Here is an 18542-nt window from a genome sequence, read left to right as displayed (position 1 = left end):
TTTTTTCTCAATAAAAGACCACTGATAAAAATCAGTGGTCTTTAAATGATTAGGCAGCTTTCTGTTCAGTTTGAGTAACAGGTTTTTGAAGCGAGTTATAAACCCATGTTCCGATAACGTCTAATGCCATTTTCATTCGTTCAGGTGAAATGTTTTCTAATACGTTATCTTGAGGTGTATGGTATACCTTCTCGATATGATAGATTAATGGATTCCAATTATCGACACCCATCCAAATAAATAGAGCAGCAGGAATACCAGCTTCAGTAAATGGAACATGATCACTAGAACCGAATTTACCTTGTAGGACGAGGTCATTATTTAGTTGTTTACCTGCTTGCAAGGCAGCGTCTGTTACAAAGTTTGTAGAGCCATCAGGTGTCATAGCATATAAATTCTTTGCTTTATCATAATTTGTTGCAACCATATCAGCATTAAAGACGCCTAAAATACGGTCACGTTCTTTTTGAGATAAACTATTCACATAATAATCCGAACCAAGTAAGCCAGTCTCTTCAGAACCAAAGGTAATAAAACGAATTTCTTTATCAGTTTCTACATTTTGAAAAGCACGAGCTAGTTCTAATACTAATCCAGTTCCAGAAGCATTATCATTTGCGCCAGGTGCTCCGACAACACTATCATAGTGCGAGCTTACAACAACTGCTTTTTCATTACCTGTACTCTTTTTTGGTTTCTTTTTTGCGATAACATTTAGAGATGTTAATTTAGATTCATGTCTTGCCTTTAGAGAAAGGATTGTAGTTCCTTTTTTCGCAATTTCTTCTTTAAATGCATTTCCTTGCGCATAAGCAAGGCCAAATACAGGTACAGATTGTTTTTTCGTTAAACGAGGATTGAAAGTTTGCCCATAGTTTCCGCGTCCTCCAATTAAACTGTATAAAAGAACGCCTTTTGCACCTTTGCTAACGGCATTTTCAACTTGTTTATTATAATCAGCGACAGTTGTTCCTCTTTCAAATAAAACAATTTTACCGTTTACTTCATTTGGAATATCTTCTAATTTTGTCCCACCTTGAACAAAGATAAGGGGAGCTGTAACAGCTTCTGTAGAAATTAGTGAATTAGGAGCAGCACCAGCTTGCCAATTACGTTTTATTGATAGTGGTGATTCAATGAATCCAACGTACTGATCGGGTACCTGAAATGGCTGATATTCTACTTCATAGCCCATTGATTTAAGCTGCATACCAATGTAACGAGAAGCCCATTCTTCGGATTTTGTTCCACCAGGGCGAGGACCAATTGTTTCAGATAAGAAACGAACATGTTCAATTGCGCGGTTTGGATCAATCTGTTTTGTAATAGATGGAGTTTGTGTAACCTCTGACGTGGAATCCGCTTTTGCTTGCCCAATTGGAGCTAAGCTAACAGCGAGTGATACAGCAAGCAAAGAGCTTACTATTTTTTGTTTCAATGATTTTCTCATTTTTTCCTCTCCTATTCTTCTATTCTCTCTGACTGACAAAAGAAGACGGATAATGACCTTATTTTACCTTCGTATCTTTTATTTTTCAATATTCTGACATTGAGAAATAAAAACGATATATGCATATTTGCATATTTTTGAGGGAGATATGTATGCTATCATTTTAAACGAAGGTTCGCTTTCTACTCTGAAAGCTCCTACATTGCATGAATCTAGTGTACCCAAACTTTAGATTATGTAGAGGAATGGAACCACTGTAGGGTTTCATTTCTCATGTTTGAATCAGTTGATGGTAATTATGTTTCCGCATTTCATAATTATTATCAGTGATATATGTAAGGCATCCATATGAAAATAAGAGGCTGTTCAAAGGTTTTCCGTACTTTTGGGCAGCCTCACCCCGTTAAAAGGACGATACTTTATGTATCGTCCTTTTTGTATAAAAAAACATCCAATCAATTGAGAGATTGATTGGATGTGAAAACATTATTAATAATGTTTTTTGCGTTTTGTAGCTAAAATACTTAATAATCCAGCTAGTAGAAGAATGATACCTACTGTTTGTGTAGGATCTTCTTTATGACCTGTATTCGGAAGGTGTTTATCCGTATTTCGATCATCTTGCTGTTTGTTATCTGTTTCATTTGATGTTTCTTCGGAAATTCCGTTTTTGTGTTTCTCAGATGTTTCATTGCCTTTGTTTTCTTCTTTATTTGGAGGAGTAACCGGCTTGTCATCTCCACCTGACGAAGATTCAATCTTTTTATTTGAAACTGTAATTTGTAGTGGCGTAGCTTGGGCTTTATCAATTGTAAAGTTTATTGGTGATGCATCTAATTGATAGCCTTTAGGAGCCTGTGTTTCTACTAATTGATAATTACCAGGTTTCAAATCATTTACGATTACTTTTCCGTGTTGGTCTGTTTTTAAACCTTCTCGGATGATTTTTCCATCTTGGTCTAAAATATTGAAAATGGCACCTTCAAGTGTTCCATGGTGATCAATATCAACTTTAGTTAACTCAATTGAACCTGTTGTTAAACTATTTAAAGCTGTAACAGAGGTAACCTGAGATTGTCCTTTCGTAATTGTGAAAGGAATTGGTTTAATGTTTAAATCATAGCCAGTTGGAGCTTTCGTTTCAATGAACTGATAATCTCCCGGACGTAAATCAGAAACAGAAATCTTACCATCTTTATCAGTAGTTAAATCAGAACGAACATCCTTACCGTTCATATCTACAATTTTAAAGATAGCCCCTTCAAGAGTAGTACCATCGATGTCATCAACTTTAGTTAATTCAACTGCGCCTTTAGTTAAGCTGTTAGTAGCAGTAACAGAAGCTTTAGCAGTTTGACTCTTTTCAACAGTAAACTTGATAGGATTTTGATTTAAGTCATAATGCTTAGGAGCTTTCGTTTCAATGAACTGATAATCTCCTGGACGTAAATCAGAAACAGAAATCTTACCATCTTTATCAGTAGTTAAATCAGAACGAACATCCTTACCGCCCATATCTACAATTTTAAAGATAGCCCCTTCAAGAGTAGTACCGTCGATGTCATCAACTTTAGTTAATTCAACTGCGCCTTTAGTTAAGCTATTCGTAGCAGTAACAGAGGCGATTTTTTCTTGGCCTTTTTTAACTGTGAACTTAATAGGTGTTTCGTTTAAGTCATAGTGTTCAGGAGCCTTTGTTTCGATAAACTCATAGTCTCCTGGCGGTAATTCATCCACAACTAAACGGCCGTTTTTATCAGTAGTTAAATCGGTACGAACATCGTGTCCATCCTTATTAACAATTTTAAATACTGCACCTTCAAGTGTTGTGTTTTGCTTGGCATCATCAACTTTAATTAATTCAACACTACCTTTCGTTAAGCTATTAATAGCTGTAACAAAGACATGCTTTGTTTGACTTCTTTCGATTGTGAACTTAATTGGTTCTTCATTTAAGTCGTAATGTTTAGGAGCTTTTGTTTCAATAAATTGATAGTCTCCTGGTTGTAAGTCTTTAGCGATGATTTTTCCGTCTTTATTGGTAACTAAATTCGTACGAATGTCGTTACCGTTCAGATCAGTAATTTTAAATACCGCACCTTCTAGCATTTCTTTCTTATCTATAGAGTCAACTTTCGTTAATTCTACGCCACCTTTTGTTAGGCCATTCTTAGCAGTAACAGAAACGTGAGTTGGTTGACTTCTCTCGATAGTGAAGCTAATAGGTTTTTTATTTAAATCGTAATGCTTAGGAGCTTTCGTTTCAATGAATTGATAGTCTCCTGGGCGTAAGTTCGTAGCAGTAATCTTACCATCTTTATCAGTAGTTAAATCAGTGCGAACAATTTTACCTTTCGCATCGATGATGTTAAACACTGCATCAGAAAGTTTTGTATCTGGATTTATATCATCCACTTTTATTAATTCTACAGCACCCTCAGTTAAGCTATTTGTAGCAGTAACTTGGAGCTTTTCTTTTTGGCTTTTCTTAATTGTAAACTTAATAGGTGTACTATTTAATTTATAGTGTTCAGGAGCTTTCGTTTCAACAAACTGATAGTCCCCAGGACGTAAATCAGAAACAGAAATTTTTCCATGTACATCTGTTGTAAGCTCAGTACGAATGTCGTTACCATTCATATCGGTAATTTTAAATACCGCATCTTTAAGAGCAGTACCATCTACATCATCCACTTTAGAAAGTTCCACAGCGCCTTTCGTTAAGCTATTTGTAGCTGTAACGGAGATAGGATCAGCTTGGCTCTTTGTGATTGTGAATGGAATTGGCTCTTTGTTTAAATCGTAGTGTTTCGGAGCCGTTGTCTCGATGAATTGATAATCACCAGGACGTAGGTCAGAAACGCTAATTTTACCTTGTTGATTCGTAACAAGATCTTTGCGAATTACAGTACCATTCATATCAACAATTTTAAATACTGCGCCTTCAAGAGTAGTGCCATCGACGCTATCCACTTTAGAAAGTTCCACGCCGCCTTTTGTTAAACTATTTTTCATAGTAACGGTAGCAATATCTTTTTGGCTTTTTTCAATTGTAAATATAATTGGTTTTTTGTCTAAATCATAGTGTTCAGGAGCCGTTATTTCAACGAATTGATACGTACCAGGACGTAAGTTTTCGATAACGATTTTACCTTCACTGTTTGTTTTTAAATCTGTTTTAAGTACTTTGCCATCTTGATCCAGTAAATTAAATACCGCATCAGCAAGTTTTGTTTGAGTGTTTAAATCATCAACTTTAAGTAATTCGATACTACCTTGTTTTAAGCTATTTGTAGCAGTTAAAGAAATAGCTTTCTTCTGTCCTTTTTCAATAGTGAATTTGATTGGTGTTTCATCTAAAACGTAATGCTTAGGAGCTTTCGTTTCGATAAATTGGTAATCACCAGGACGTAGGTCGTTAATTTCGATTATTCCTTGTTCATTTGTAACAAGGTCTTTATGAACTACATCACCGTTCATATTAACAATTTTAAATACTGCATCTTTAAGAACAGTGCCATCAACATCGTCTACTTTAGAAAGTTTAACTGCACCCTTTGTTAAAGCATTTGTAGCAGTGATATGAAGAGTTTCAGTTTGGCTCTTTTTAATTGTAAATAGGATAGGTTTTTTATCTAAAACGTAATGTTCAGGAGCAATTGTTTCAACGAATTGATACGTACCAGGACGTAGGTTTTCAACAACAATTTTACCTTCATCATTTGTTTTTAAGCCTTCTTTAACTAGCTCTCCGTCTGCATCTAATAAATTAAATACGGCGTTAGCAAGTTTTGTAGTTATATCAATATCGTCAATCTTTGTTAGTTCAACGCTACCGTTTTTCAAAGCATTTTTGCCTGTAACATTGATCTCTTTCGTTTGACTTCTTTCAATTGTAAATGGAATCGTTGTTTCATCTAATACATAGTGCTCAGGAGCTTTTGTTTCAATGAACTGATAGTCCCCAGGGCGTAAATCAGAAACAGAAACTTTTCCGTTTTTATCTGTAACAAGATTCGTATGAACTTCCTTACCGTTCATATCAACAATTTTAAAGATTGCACCTTCGAGCATCGTACGATCGATGTCATCGATTTTTGTTAATGTTACTGCACCTTTCTTTAAACTATTAGTAGCGGTAACAGTAATATTCTCTTTTTGACTTTTTTCGATAGTGAACGGAATAGGGTCTTTGCTTAAGGTATAGTCTTTTGGAGCTTTTACTTCAACAAATTGATAGTCTCCAGGACGTAAATCAGAAGCAGTAATTTTACCGTTTTTATCAGTCGTTAAACCTTTTCGAATTACTTTTTTAGTATCATGAGCGTCAACAATTATAAATTCTGCACCTTCAAGAGTAGTGCCATCAACATCATCAACTTTTGTTAAAGTGACGCCACCTGTAAGTAAACTATTTTTTACAGTAACAGGGATAGGAAGATCTTCCTTACTACCTTTTTTAATTGTGAACTTAATAGGTGTTTTGTCTAATTTATAATGTTCAGGGGCTTTTGTCTCGATAAATTGATAATCCCCTGGTGCTAAATCAGGAATAACTAATACTCCGTAATCATCTGTTGTTAAATCTTTCATAATTTCTTTTCCAGTTGCGTCTTGCAATGTGAATACAGCGCCGGCAAGAGCTTTACTACTTTCCACATCATCTTCTTTAATAAGTTTAACTTTTCCTTTCGTTAAACTATTTTTAAATGTAAGTGGAAGGAGTTTTTGTTGTCCTTTTTCGATTGTAAATTCAATAGGTTCTACATTTACATCGTAATAAGTTGGAGCCTTCGTCTCGATTAGCTTATAATTACCCGGGCGTAAGTCTTGTGCTACTAATTTACCATCTTTATCAGTAGTAAGTTCCGTACGAACATCCTCACCTTTGTCATTAACAATTTTAAATACTGCACCTTCAAGGGTTTCCTTAGCATTTACAGAATCAACTTTTGTTAATTCAATACCGCCTTTTATTAAGCTATTAGTAGCTGTAACGTTAATAGCAGTCGCTTGGCTCTCCTTAATTGTAAATTCAATCGGTGTTTTATTTAAGGTATAATGCTCAGGAGCTTTCATTTCGATAAATTTATAGTTACCTGGACGTAAACCAGTAGCAATAATTTTACCTTCCTGATTCGTAACTAATTCTGTACGGACATCTTCATTTTTGTTATTAACAATTTTGAATACGGCACCTGTAAGTACAGTGCCATCAGTATCATCGATTTTTGTTAGTTCAACATCGCCTGGTAGTAGACCATTTTCAGCTGTAATAACAATCGGTGTTTTTTGACCTTTCTCAATTGTAAATTCAATTGGTGTTGATCGCAGTTCATAATGTTCAGGAGCTTTTGTTTCAATAAATTTGTATTTGCCTGGACGTAAGTCAGAAGCTTTAACAGTTCCGTTTGTATCGGTAGTTAATTCTGTACGAACGTCTTCGTTCTTATCATTCACGATTTTGAACATAGCTCCAGCAAGGGGAGTCTTTTTATCAAATTCGTCGACTTTTAATAGCTCAACAGCACCTGTTGTTAAACTGTTTTTTGCAGTAATTGAGATAATGCTTGTTTGACTTTTCTCGATTGTAAACGGAATTGGTTCTTTATTTAAGTCATAGTATTTAGGTGGTGTTGTTTCAATAAATTGATAATCACCAGGATCTAAATCTTTAACGTTCAAAGTTCCATCTTTTTCTGTTTTTAAGTTTGTACGGACATCTTCATTTTTGTCGTTAACAATTTTGAATATCGCACCTTCAAGGGTAGTGCCATCAATATCATCCACTTTTGTTAACGTAACGCCACCTTTAATTAAAGCATTTTTTGCTGTAATAGAAGCGGCTGTAGTTTGGCTTTTTTCTATTTCAAATAGAATAGGCGTTTTGTCTAATTCATAGTGCTCAGGAGCTTTTGTTTCGACAAATTGGTATTTACCAGGGCGTAAATCTTTTGCTTCTATTTGTCCATGCTCATTTGTTGTTAATTTCTCATATCCAGGAATATTTTTTCCGTTGCGATCCTGAACAGTAAACTCTGCCCCTGCTAAAGTTTTATTATAATTATCCACTTTTGTTAAAAGAGCAGATCCTTTAGTTAAACTATTTGTCGCAGTTCGGTTTACTACTGTTGTTTGATCTTCAGAGATAGTAAACGGAATAAGTTTGCTATCTAATTGATAATGCTCAGGAGCCTTCGTTTCTTGTAAGTAGTAAGTTCCTGGTTTTAGTTTATCTATAATAATTTGTCCGTTATTATTTGTTGTTAATTTTTCATGTTCTGGAATTATTTTTTTGTCTTTATCTAGTAGTGTGAAAACGGCGCCTTGTAGTGTTGCGTTTTTGTTCAGGTCATCAGATTTTGTTAAAACTACTTTCCCGATAAACTTCTTATTTGCAAGTTTATATGTTGTAGTCTCTTGTGTACCAAGTTCAACAATTTTCCCTTGTTTTAAATCCCAGCTAATTACATAGCCTTCAGGAGCCTTTGTTTCTTTCAATAAATATTTATCGCGTTTTAAATTATTAAATTTAGCGATACCGTCTTTGTCTGTTGCAATTTTACGGATAACAGTTTTACCTGTACGATCGTATAAAGTAAATTCTGCCCCAGCTAATAGTACGTTCTTATTGTCGTTATCTACCTTTATAATTTCAAGGTTTCCACGACCTTTGGTAGCAGATCCTCCGCCTGAACCAGAAGACATTCTCACTTCAATCGTTTCAGTAGTTTCTGTGTTTTTAACTGTCAACTTATTGCCTGTGATTTTCGCTTTATTACTTACTTTTTCTTTATCGTCTGCATTAATAAGTGAGCGATATTCTAAAATATAAGCTCGATCAATTTTTTTCAAGAAGGCAATTTCGAAATGTTGCTTTCCGGTATTATTGTCTGTTGTTATTTTGAGTTTATAGTCTGTTCCTTCTTTTAATTCGTTTACTGTATCTTTTGTTAAATTTCCATATGGATCAACAGTTGTAGGATATAAGTGGAATGAATCTTCCACAATTACCTGATTTTCGGTGGGGTCATCTGTTACAACCGCATCTGCAATGGTTGATTGGCTTTCGTTAATTGCGATACTCCAATTAATATAGTTGTCGTCTTGCACAGCTTTTTTAGTAACGAAGCTGCCACCTTTATTTACTTGAGTGTCACCTGTAAGGGTGTTTACAATTTTAGAGCCATCTTTTAAATCTGCCTCGTTTTTGTAGGTGCCTTGGATAAGTTCACCATCAAGGCTTGTTTTAAAGATAATATAGTAAGGTGAATTAATTGATTGTTTGAAATGAACCTTTAGGGTGTTTTTATTTTTCTCTGTAGGTTCTTCAAGTTCATATTTCTCAGTTGGTACAGCATTACCAGGTTGTGCATTATCAGGATTTCCATTTAAAATCATATCGCGCACTTCAATGGATCCAGGCACTAACTTTTGTTTATCTTGTATTACGTCTATAACATAAGGATCTTTAATCTCAACATTATTATAGTTAAAGCCTATTATCCAAGTAATTTCCTTCGTTTGGGCGTTATAAGAACCGTATTTATAACCATTTGCTTTTGTGAAAGTATCAGGATCGAAATTAGCTTCAACTTTATTTGATTGTGGATTAGAATCCGTATCTATCCAAGATAGGTTACCTGTGTTTTTAAATGAAGTTTTACCACTTTCTAGCTTTGTATAATCAAAGTCTGTCGTATATTTTACGACTAATGTCTTTGTCATATTAGACTGATACGCACCTATAAGAGTAATTTTGAAGCCTTTATCTGTTGCATCTAAAACATAGTCAGTCCCAGCTTGAAGGGTATAATTTCCGTCTTTAATTTCTAGTTTCTTATCTTTTAATTGTAATCCACCATGATCAAAGGTGTCCGTAATGATCGCGTTGTTTAATGGATAGTTGTTATTATTTACTATAATTGTCCAAGTTGTTGTTTTGTCTTTATAATTTGTTTCAGCTTTATTATTAGATTTCATAATATTTTGCTGCTTGAAGCTAGCTTCATTTTCTTTACTTGAATCATTATCAGCTGTAACTGTATTTTTTACTTTTCCATCTTCTATAACTTTATTAGTTGGCTTGGTTTTATAGGTAATCACATAAGCACTATTAATATCATCGTTAAACTGTAAATCGAATCCATTCTTCTTGTTACTTACAGTGTAATTATTAACAGCGTCTCCTGTTACAAGCGTTCCTTTTTCATTATATGAAGCGTTTTTCACAACAATAGAATTTGCATCTAGTTCGTGTGTATCGTCAAAAATATCTTTTAAAATCGCATCAGCTTTTTTGATCTCTCTTTGATCACCATTGTAAGTAATTGTCCACTCAATTGTTTGCGTCTTTGGATCATATTTACTTGTTTTATTTAAGTGTGTACCACGAGAAACCGTTACAGTAGAGCTTGCGTTTTGTTGCTTTTGATTATCACTCGTTATCGTAACGTTATTTCGGAAGCTTTTAATATTTTCATCGGTAATTTTTGTGGCATATTCGATTTGATATGCTTTATTGATAGAATCTTTGAAAGCAATCTCCAATTTTGAGCCATCTGATGAAATAATATTGTAATCTGTTGGCTCAGCTTCTGCACCACGCGTTACATTCCCATTAACATCAACTTCTAAATAATAAACTTTAATAGAATCTTTATTTAAGCTTGTACCTTGTGGAATGTTATCTTTAAAAACAGCGTTTTTAAGGGTGTCTTTCGTTTTGTTCATTTCTACTTTCCAATTAATTTCATTTGTATTAATTGGTCTATCAGGTAACCCTTTTTTATTCGTAGCTGTTTGTACATTAGGCTTAAAGTCAACTGTAATAGAAACATCCTTATCTTTAATCGGGAAAGGAATTTCTTGTGTTGTTGTACCTTTAATTTCAGCTTTATTAAATTCTGTCTTTAATTGTAGGTTACCAGCGACATCTGGATGCTCTTCAACATAATCGTTGAATGTCATCGTGACTTTTCCATCTTTTGTAACAGTAAAATTACCAATTTGATTGTTTTCACTATCATATAAAGGACTGTTAATTGTATTGTAAATTTTAAAATGTTTAGGAAGATCAAAAATATAGTAATCTCCACTTTTCACATTCATTGATTTTAAAAGTTCCCATGTAAACTCAATATTGGCAGGAGAATCTGTACTTGGACGGTTATCCTCTGTAAATGGTTTTCCGTCTTTATCCGTCAGCTTTACACCGGTTAAAATGTTTGTTGTTATTTGCTTTGGACCTGAATTTGTATTCTCAGCAGGGTCGCTTGCTAGCTTTCGTTCTGGATTGTCAGTAGCAATTTTAGCTGCTGGGTTTTGTTCCGGATTATCAGTAACAGGTTTAGTTGCTGGGTTTTGTTCCGGATTATCAGTAACAGGTTTAGTTGCTGGGTTTTGTTCCGGATTATCAGTAACAGGTTTAGTTGCTGGGTTTTGTTCCGGATTATCAGTAACAGGTTTAGTTGCTGGGTTTTGTTCCAGATTATCAGTAACAGGTTTAGTTGCTGGGTTTTGTTCCGGATTATCAGTAACAGGTTTAGTTGCTGGATCTTGCTCCGGATTATCAGTAACAGGTTTAGCCACTGGATCTTGCACTGGTTTATTAGTATCCTGTTTGGTGCCAGCTTCTTTAGAGTCTTCTACCTGAACAGGAACTGATATAGGCTGAACCATTGTTCCTAAAGGAAAAGCGATTTGAACTGATTTTTCCCCAGTTTTTAAAGTTGAGTTAAACACGGTATCAACTTTAATTTTTCCTTTAGCGTCTTTCAAATTTTCTACTTGATCATTAAATATTAATTTTAATTTATTATCTTTAGCTGTTATAAAATATTGACCAATATTTTTTTGATCTGTTACTAAATTCCCTTGCAAATCTTTAGATACTTTTAATGCAAGTGGTATTTGAACTACTGCTGTATCATTTGCGTGTGCAACTTGTTGATCCTTTATTGACCAAGCGTATTCTACTTGAATGGTTGATCCTATCTTTACTAAGTTGTTAGGATTTAATGCTTCGTCAATAATATGATTCGTTGCATCTTTCATTTCAACAGTGTCAAATAAGGAATCTCCTGTTAAGGTTTCCGCTTTTACTTGATTGTATGGAAAACTAGCAAGTTGCGAAAATAGTACGAATACAATTAAACATACATTGAAAAGTTTTTTCATGTTTCCTCCTCTGAACATTCATTTGTCCATTGGGGACTTATTCCATATGAACAAATGGAATATTAAAAGTATTTGTTATAAGCTATTTATTTTTTGCTATCCCTCCGTTTCGATACGCGTTCTCAGACAAACAGGATTATGTTCAAAGTAGTATTGTTTAACGTAAAACAAAATGTATATTTACACAGTTCTGTGGAAATATACACAATTCGACAAAAAATGTCGAAAAAAATACTGATATAAAGAATGATATCAGACCTTTATATGTGAGATAGTTTTCATGTATATCTAGTAAAAAAGAATGGTTATAAAGGTAAGTTTTACGATACATACTAACCAAGGTAGTGTATCCCTTTGTGAAGGCTTATTTTGCCTTAAAGTTATGTGGAAATAAAAATCTAGATAGGGTTGGTTTTGGTCAGAATGAAGACAATATGTACTTTGAAAATAGTTGTTTATTTTGTCTAAAGAGAGTTGTGCGATTAGTGGACCGAAGTTGAAAGATGATAGTTTCTTACATTGTTAGAGGAATATAAGGATTACAGAATATTCGACTAACCCGTTACTACGGTCATTTTTGAGACTGTTTAAGCAGTAAAAAAGAAGGTGTTTTCCTCCTTAGTTACAATATCTTTTTAGTAAAGATAAGCTTAAGTAACCTCCGCTAAAGATTATATACTTAAATGATAAAGAGTTCAACAATAGTTCACATATTTTCCCAAAATTAAAAAACGGCTGTTCTATGTGGAATAAATCTACAAAACAGCCGTTTTTTATATTAGATTTCTGTTAAGATTATTGGTTCACCACGTGTTACGACAACGGTATGTTCACATTGTGCAACAAGGCTTTTATCAGGTGTAACGAATGTCCAACCGTCGTCACCGCGCTCAATAATATGATCAGCTTTCATAGAGATGAACGGTTCAACAGCGATAACAAGACCGTCTTTTAGAAGCGCATTATCCATTGGATCATAGTAGCTTAAAATATGATTTGGTGCTTCATGTAAGCTAAGACCAATGCCGTGACCAGTTAAGTTTTGAATAACATTGTATCCACTTTTATGTGCGAAGTTTGAAACAGCACGACCAATTTGATTTTGTTTTGAGCCAGCTTTAACCTTTTTCATTGCTGCCCAAAATGCATCAACTGCTGCTTGGCAAAGCTTCTCTTTTGCTTCGTCTTCTCCAAGTACAAAGGAAATACCTGTATCTGCATAATAGCCATCAAGTGCAGCAGATACGTCGACGTTTACTAAGTCGCCTTCTTTTAATACACGATCTCCTGGAATACCATGAGCAACTTCTTCATTTACACTAATGCAAGTTACACCTGGAAAATCATATTCTTTTTCAGGTGCAGAAATAGCACCATGCTCATCTAATACTTTTTTACCGATCAAATCAAGCTCTTTCGTTGTCATACCTGGCTTCGCTTCTTTTTTCATTTCTTCACGTGCAAGCGCAACGATGCGGCCGATTTTTCGTAAGCCTTCTAAATCTTGTTCATTACGAATAATCATGAAAACCACTGTCCTTCCTCGAATATATATCTTACCCGATTGTATCATGTTTATTTTCGTCCTGCTACTCGCTTGCAGTATGCGGATTGATTCCTCTCATAAAGAATACATGACAATTGTCATATCGATGTCATGACGCATCATACTGTTTCCTAAGTTTTCCAAGTAATACAATGTAAATATAAGAAACAGCGGGGGTGGAGAGATGGAAAAGATTATTGAAGTAAATGGTGTTTCTAAAACATTTAAACATAAAAACGCAGTAAATAACGTTTCATTTCATGTAAATAAAGGAGAAATCGTAGCATTGCTTGGACCGAATGGTGCGGGTAAAACAACGACGATGTCAATGATGCTTGGATTAAAGGATCCAACGGAAGGAACTGTTTCTATATTTGGAAAGAGTCCAAAGCATAGAGATGTTCGTAATAGCCTCGGTGCGATGTTACAAGAAGTAAGTGTCATTGATAGTATTACAGTCGAAGAGGCAATTGAGTTGTTCCGTAGTTATTATACGAGTCCGGTAGAGAAAGCAACGTTATTACAGCTATCAAATTTAGAATCGGAGCGAAAGCAAAGATGTGAGAAATTATCAGGTGGGCAAAAAAGAAGGTTAAACTTTGCACTCGCACTTGCAGGAAATCCAGATTTGCTATTTTTAGATGAACCGACAGTTGGAATGGATATTACGTCTCGAAGAACGTTTTGGGAAACGATTCGAAAGTTAGCAAGTGAAGGGAAAACGATTATTTTAACGACGCATTATTTAGAAGAAGCAGATGCTTTAGCGAATCGTATCTTATTATTTGCGAATGGAAAGATTATCGCAGATGGTACACCAGACGAAATGAAAGCAACGATTTCGCGAAAAACAATCACATTTTACTCGAAGGAAAGCATTCCTACAAAGTTACTAAAGGAATTACCAAATGTAACAGAAGTAAAGTCAAACGAAGGACGCTTCATTTTAACAACAGAGGATACGGATGCAACTTTAAAAGCCATTTATCAAAGGAGTTTACCTGTAACAGATGTTTCAGTTGAACGTGGAAGCCTTGATGAAGCATTTGAACAGTTCGTCGCAAATCAGAAGGGGGAAATCGCATGAGAGCGTTATGGATGCAGTGTAAAATAGAAATTTTACGTACATTTCGCAATAAATTATTTATCTTTTTCTCATTATTAATGCCTGTTATGTTTTACTACATTTTCACAAATGTTGTTCAAGTACCACAAAACGGAGATGCGTGGAAAGCACACTATTTAATTTCGATGGCAACTTTCAGTATTGTAGGGACTGCACTCTTTAGTTTTGGTGTGAGACTTTCTCAGGAAAGAGGGCAAGGATGGACACATCTTTTGAAAATCACACCACTTCCAGAGGGTGCGTATATAACTGCTAAAATTATTGCCCAAACAGTGGTGAATGCTTTTTCAATCTTAGTTATTTTTATAGCAGGGATATTGATTAATCATGTTGAGTTAACAGTAGGGCAATGGATTGGTGCGGGGTTATGGTTATTGTTAGGGGTAACACCATTTTTAGCGTTAGGAACAGTAATAGGTTCCATTAAGAAAGCGGACGCAGCTGCTGGCTTAGCAAATATCTTAAATATGAGTTTAGCTATAGTTGGTGGGTTATGGATGCCGATTGAAGTATTCCCAAAAATATTAAGAACGATAGGTGAATGGACACCGACATACCATTTCGGAAGTGGTGCGTGGGATATTGTAGCTGGAAAATCAATTGGATGGGAAAATATCGCGGTATTAGGAGGTTATTTCCTTATATTTGTTGTAGTATCAATATATATAAGAAAAAGACAGGAAGCGGTATAAATGATAGAGAAGAAGAGGATTGAGATTTTTCCGAAACATATGGGATTCTTCCCGTATATGTGGTTTGTTTATCTATTATTTCCAATTTATCACTTAGCGCAGGCATCAGGATGGAAGCTTGTAATAGGAAGCGGTATGTTGATAATTTTTATCGTCACATACCGTCAGCTTTATTTTGTTCAGAGGACGTTTGTTTTTTGGGCGTGTATTCAAATGGTACTCATCTTTTTATTTGCTTTATTTTATAATCCTTTTATGATATTTTTTGGCTTTTTCACAGCAAGTGCGATGGGATTTGCGCCAAATAAGAAAGTATTTCGAGTGCTGTTATGTTCGTTAGTTATAATGCTTGGAGCATTTTTATTTGTAAATATGAGTCAACTAACAACTACAAGTTTAGTAAATATCGTTCCGATGTTTATTTTAATGCTTCTTACGCCATTTGGTATGCGCAATTTTAATCAGAAAAAGATGTTAAAGAACCAGCTGAATGAAGCAAACGAGCAAATTAAAGACTTAGTAAAACGTGAAGAACGGCAGCGGATTGCAAGAGATCTTCATGATACATTAGGGCATACGTTATCTCTTATTACTTTGAAAAGTCAGCTCGTTGAGAAGTTAATTGTGAAAAATCCAGAGCGTGCAAGTGCGGAAGCGAAGGAAATTACACAGACATCTCGTACAGCCTTAAAACAGCTGAGAGAATTAATTTCTGATATGCGCATGATTACGGTAGAAGAAGAGTTGGAGCAAATAAAAGCGATCTTACAAGCAGCTAATATTGAATTAGAAGTGAGGCAAGAAGCCAGCTCAAGCTCGTTATCACCAATTGAACAAAATATTGTCGGGATGTGTTTACGTGAGGCCGTTACAAATGTTGTAAAACATAGCAAGGCAACGAGGTGCACGGTTTCTATATTAGAATCGCAAGGTGAGCTGATTTTGAAAGTAGAAGATAACGGAATCGGTTTAATGGATCAAAATCATGATGGAAATGGTATCCGCGGCATGAAAGAACGAATTGCTCTTATTGATGGATTTGTTGAACTAGGTGCAATCAATCCAGGGACGCTATTAACAGTAAAAGTTCCAGTTGTTATTAGAACAGGAAAAGATGAGGTGAGGGCATGATTCGAATTATTATTGCAGAAGATCAACGGATGCTTCGTGGTGCATTAGGAGCTCTACTTGATCTAGAAGATGATATCGAAGTAATTGGACAAGCGGCAAATGGGGAAGAGGCCCTAAAATTAATTGAGTCGTTAAAACCAGATATAAGTATTATGGATATTGAAATGCCGATTCAAAGTGGATTAGATGTTGCTGAAACGTTAAAGAAAGAAAAATCATCATGCAAAGTAATGATTTTAACCACATTTGCACGGCCGGGATATTTTGAAAGAGCAATGAAAGCTGGTGTGCACGGCTATTTATTAAAGGATAGCCCAAGTGAAGATTTAGCGGCAGCAATTCGTAATGTAATGAAGGGGAAACGAGAGGTCTCCCAAGATTTAATGTTTGGCTTATGGCAGGAGCAAAATCCGTTATCAGATCGAGAAAAGGAAGTATTGTTGCTTGCGAAAGAAGGAAAGACCGCAAACGAAATTGCGAAGGCACTTTATCTTTCACCGGGTACAGTACGTAATTATATTTCTGAAGTATTAACGAAGCTCGATGCGAAAAATAGAATTGAGGCAATTACAATTGCGGAAGAAAAGGGTTGGATATAAAAAGAAGGTTACCTATGAGAGGTAACCTTCTTTTTATAATTATTGTACTTCTATTACTTGATTTACTTTTTGTAACGACTTGTAACCATGCGCTTCAAATGCCTTTGCAAATTCATTTGATACGTCAGTGCCATATAAATCTTTTGCAGCTTGTACGATGTGAGATTGAAGTGATTCAAAGTCTTCAGCGGAAGTTGCGTAATTTTGCAATGCACGCATAACAACTTTGCTTACTTTTTCATTGCCCTGTTTTTGAACAGCAACACCGTTATATGTTTTACCTTCAGCTAATTGATATAATACGTGACTAATAATACCAGAATTCACGTGTGATTCTTGATTATTACCATCGTTATAGAAATCTTGTAAATTTGTATATAGTTTATGACCGCCGTCACCAATTTCCCTTGGGATATCACGAATTGTTAGGCCACCTAATGTATCGCCCATAATCCAGTTTCCTTTATCTTTCTTTACGTAATATTCGATTTGTGTACCCCAGAAATCCGCTAACCCTTCGTTTAGTGCGGATGTTTCAGTGCTTGGATATCTCACGACTTTATTTTTCGTCGTGCCACTGAATACAGCATGTCCAAATTCATGAGCTGTTACATCAAGAGCTGATGTTAGTTTTCCGTCTAAACCATCACCAAATACCATTTGGTTCCAAGCAGGATGCCAAAATGCATTTACATAGTCTTCTTTTACACCATCACTAACTTCAGTAGAATCAAAACCGTGTACACTAGCAACAACTTTTGAATCTTTATTGTCGTAACTTTTTAGATTATGTTCTTTCTTAAAGTAATCATAAATATCACTCATGTTCTTCATAGCGCCCGCGGCTTCTTTATCTACAAAATTAGGAGTGCTACTTGAAATTAGTGTCCCTGGATAACCAGCTTGACTATATCCCCCGAGGGAATCGGCGTAGTTTGCATTATAAATATAAATACCATTTCCGCGTGATAAATCGGCTAAATAAAATTTTCCATCAGTTCCTTTGGCAATATTGAAAGAGATGTTTTCTTGAAGTGCATTTTTCCCAGTTCCTTGCTCACTTGCAGAGGATAATCTAGGTGATGTTACTTGATTTATAGTCTTATTCTCTTTGTTTTTAATGAATTTTTCTTGGAAAAGTACTTCGCCAGTTTTTAGATCAACGATAGCATTGCCGTTTATAATTTGTTCATTGTTTTCATAAGTAAATGTAATAACAGTTGCGAATGTATAATAGCCGTCTTTCTTCTTATAAACAACGGTTTCGCTAGAGAATTCTGTCTCAACTGCATCACTTGGAATTTGAACTATATCGCGTAATTTAGATTTTACTTCATTTTTCGACAAAAAATTTGTTATAGTAAGATTAGGTTGTTGATTTAAATTTTGAACAACTTTACCACTAACAGTTGTGATCACTCCATTTTTATCTACTTTTACAATGAGATCTTGGCCATATACTTTATAGTTTTTATATGTTTGTGCAAGGCGAACTTCGGTTTGATTTTCTTTGTTTTCTTTATTTGTAGGTTGGAAATCTACATTTTTTTCAGTAGTGACTTGTTCTTGTTGAGCTTTAGCCCCATTTACCTCACCTTTTAAATATTTTTTAGCAATATTTTCTTTCGTATCATTTTGAGGTTGTGTTAATTTCCCGATGGTTAAACCAGGCTGAGCAATTTCAACTTTTACTTCACTTTTGTCCAATTCTTGAGCATGAATAGCTTCTGTTGATAAAGGATAAAGAAGACCGAATGTAACGAAAGCACTGGCAAGTTTTCTATAATTCATCTATAACACTCCTAATCTATTATTGTAT

8 protein-coding genes are annotated in these 18542 nt (G+C 35.0%); 4 read left to right on the top strand and 4 right to left on the bottom strand.

What is annotated here, in order from left to right; genetic code table 11:
- Nucleotides 1-49: 49 nt before the first annotated feature.
- The 3 genes from AC241_RS26605 to map all read right to left on the bottom strand — a co-directional run bounded on the left by AC241_RS26605 (nucleotide 50) and on the right by map (nucleotide 13202).
- Nucleotides 50-1450, bottom strand: coding sequence for a M28 family metallopeptidase (locus tag AC241_RS26605; protein WP_050844757.1), 1401 nt, complete (start codon nucleotides 1448-1450; stop codon nucleotides 50-52).
- A 489-nt stretch (nucleotides 1451-1939) separates the two neighbouring features.
- On the bottom strand, nucleotides 1940-11629 hold the full coding sequence (locus tag AC241_RS26600) for a SpaA isopeptide-forming pilin-related protein (RefSeq protein WP_050844756.1): 9690 nt from the start codon (nucleotides 11627-11629) through the stop codon (nucleotides 1940-1942).
- Nucleotides 11630-12407: 778 nt separating this feature from the next.
- On the bottom strand, nucleotides 12408-13202 hold the full coding sequence (gene map, locus AC241_RS26595; RefSeq protein WP_016079625.1) for a type I methionyl aminopeptidase: 795 nt from the start codon (nucleotides 13200-13202) through the stop codon (nucleotides 12408-12410).
- Between the two features lie 157 nt (nucleotides 13203-13359).
- On the opposite strand from map, the gene AC241_RS26590 reads away from it, so the two are divergent.
- The 4 genes from AC241_RS26590 to AC241_RS26575 are packed head-to-tail and all read left to right on the top strand — an operon-like array spanning nucleotide 13360 to nucleotide 16723.
- On the top strand, nucleotides 13360-14262 hold the full coding sequence (locus tag AC241_RS26590; RefSeq protein ID WP_016079626.1) for an ABC transporter ATP-binding protein: 903 nt from the start codon (nucleotides 13360-13362) through the stop codon (nucleotides 14260-14262).
- Entirely contained in the window at nucleotides 14259-14993 is a 735-nt protein-coding gene (locus AC241_RS26585) for an ABC transporter permease (protein ID WP_001202428.1), read from the top strand. The genes AC241_RS26590 and AC241_RS26585 overlap by 4 nt, the downstream gene beginning before the upstream one ends.
- On the top strand, nucleotides 14994-16124 hold the full coding sequence (locus AC241_RS26580) for a sensor histidine kinase (protein ID WP_016079627.1): 1131 nt from the start codon (nucleotides 14994-14996) through the stop codon (nucleotides 16122-16124).
- Complete coding sequence (locus tag AC241_RS26575; RefSeq protein ID WP_016079628.1) at nucleotides 16121-16723, top strand: response regulator transcription factor; 603 nt, start codon at nucleotides 16121-16123, stop codon at nucleotides 16721-16723. The genes AC241_RS26580 and AC241_RS26575 overlap by 4 nt, the downstream gene beginning before the upstream one ends.
- A gap of 39 nt (nucleotides 16724-16762) precedes the next feature.
- Here the strand turns inward: AC241_RS26575 and AC241_RS26570 are convergent, their stop codons facing one another.
- Nucleotides 16763-18514 (bottom strand): M4 family metallopeptidase, encoded by a 1752-nt coding sequence (locus AC241_RS26570; RefSeq protein ID WP_050844755.1) that lies wholly within the window; start codon nucleotides 18512-18514, stop codon nucleotides 16763-16765.
- Nucleotides 18515-18542: the final 28 nt, after the last annotated feature.

The sequence above is a fragment of the Bacillus thuringiensis genome, assembly GCF_001182785.1.
GTDB classification, from domain to species: domain Bacteria; phylum Bacillota; class Bacilli; order Bacillales; family Bacillaceae_G; genus Bacillus_A; species Bacillus_A thuringiensis_S.
Note: the sequence above shows the minus strand (reverse complement) of the source record. Positions and strands in the feature narration are given on the sequence as shown.

Coding starts and splice junctions, on each gene's coding strand:
- AC241_RS26605 (WP_050844757.1), bottom strand. CDS start 1,450: ATGAGAAAATCATTGAAACAAAAAATAGTAAGCTCTTTGCTTGCTGTA.
- AC241_RS26600 (WP_050844756.1), bottom strand. CDS start 11,629: ATGAAAAAACTTTTCAATGTATGTTTAATTGTATTCGTACTATTTTCG.
- map (WP_016079625.1), bottom strand. CDS start 13,202: ATGATACAATCGGGTAAGATATATATTCGAGGAAGGACAGTGGTTTTC.
- AC241_RS26590 (WP_016079626.1), top strand. CDS start 13,360: ATGGAAAAGATTATTGAAGTAAATGGTGTTTCTAAAACATTTAAACAT.
- AC241_RS26585 (WP_001202428.1), top strand. CDS start 14,259: ATGAGAGCGTTATGGATGCAGTGTAAAATAGAAATTTTACGTACATTT.
- AC241_RS26580 (WP_016079627.1), top strand. CDS start 14,994: ATGATAGAGAAGAAGAGGATTGAGATTTTTCCGAAACATATGGGATTC.
- AC241_RS26575 (WP_016079628.1), top strand. CDS start 16,121: ATGATTCGAATTATTATTGCAGAAGATCAACGGATGCTTCGTGGTGCA.
- AC241_RS26570 (WP_050844755.1), bottom strand. CDS start 18,514: ATGAATTATAGAAAACTTGCCAGTGCTTTCGTTACATTCGGTCTTCTT.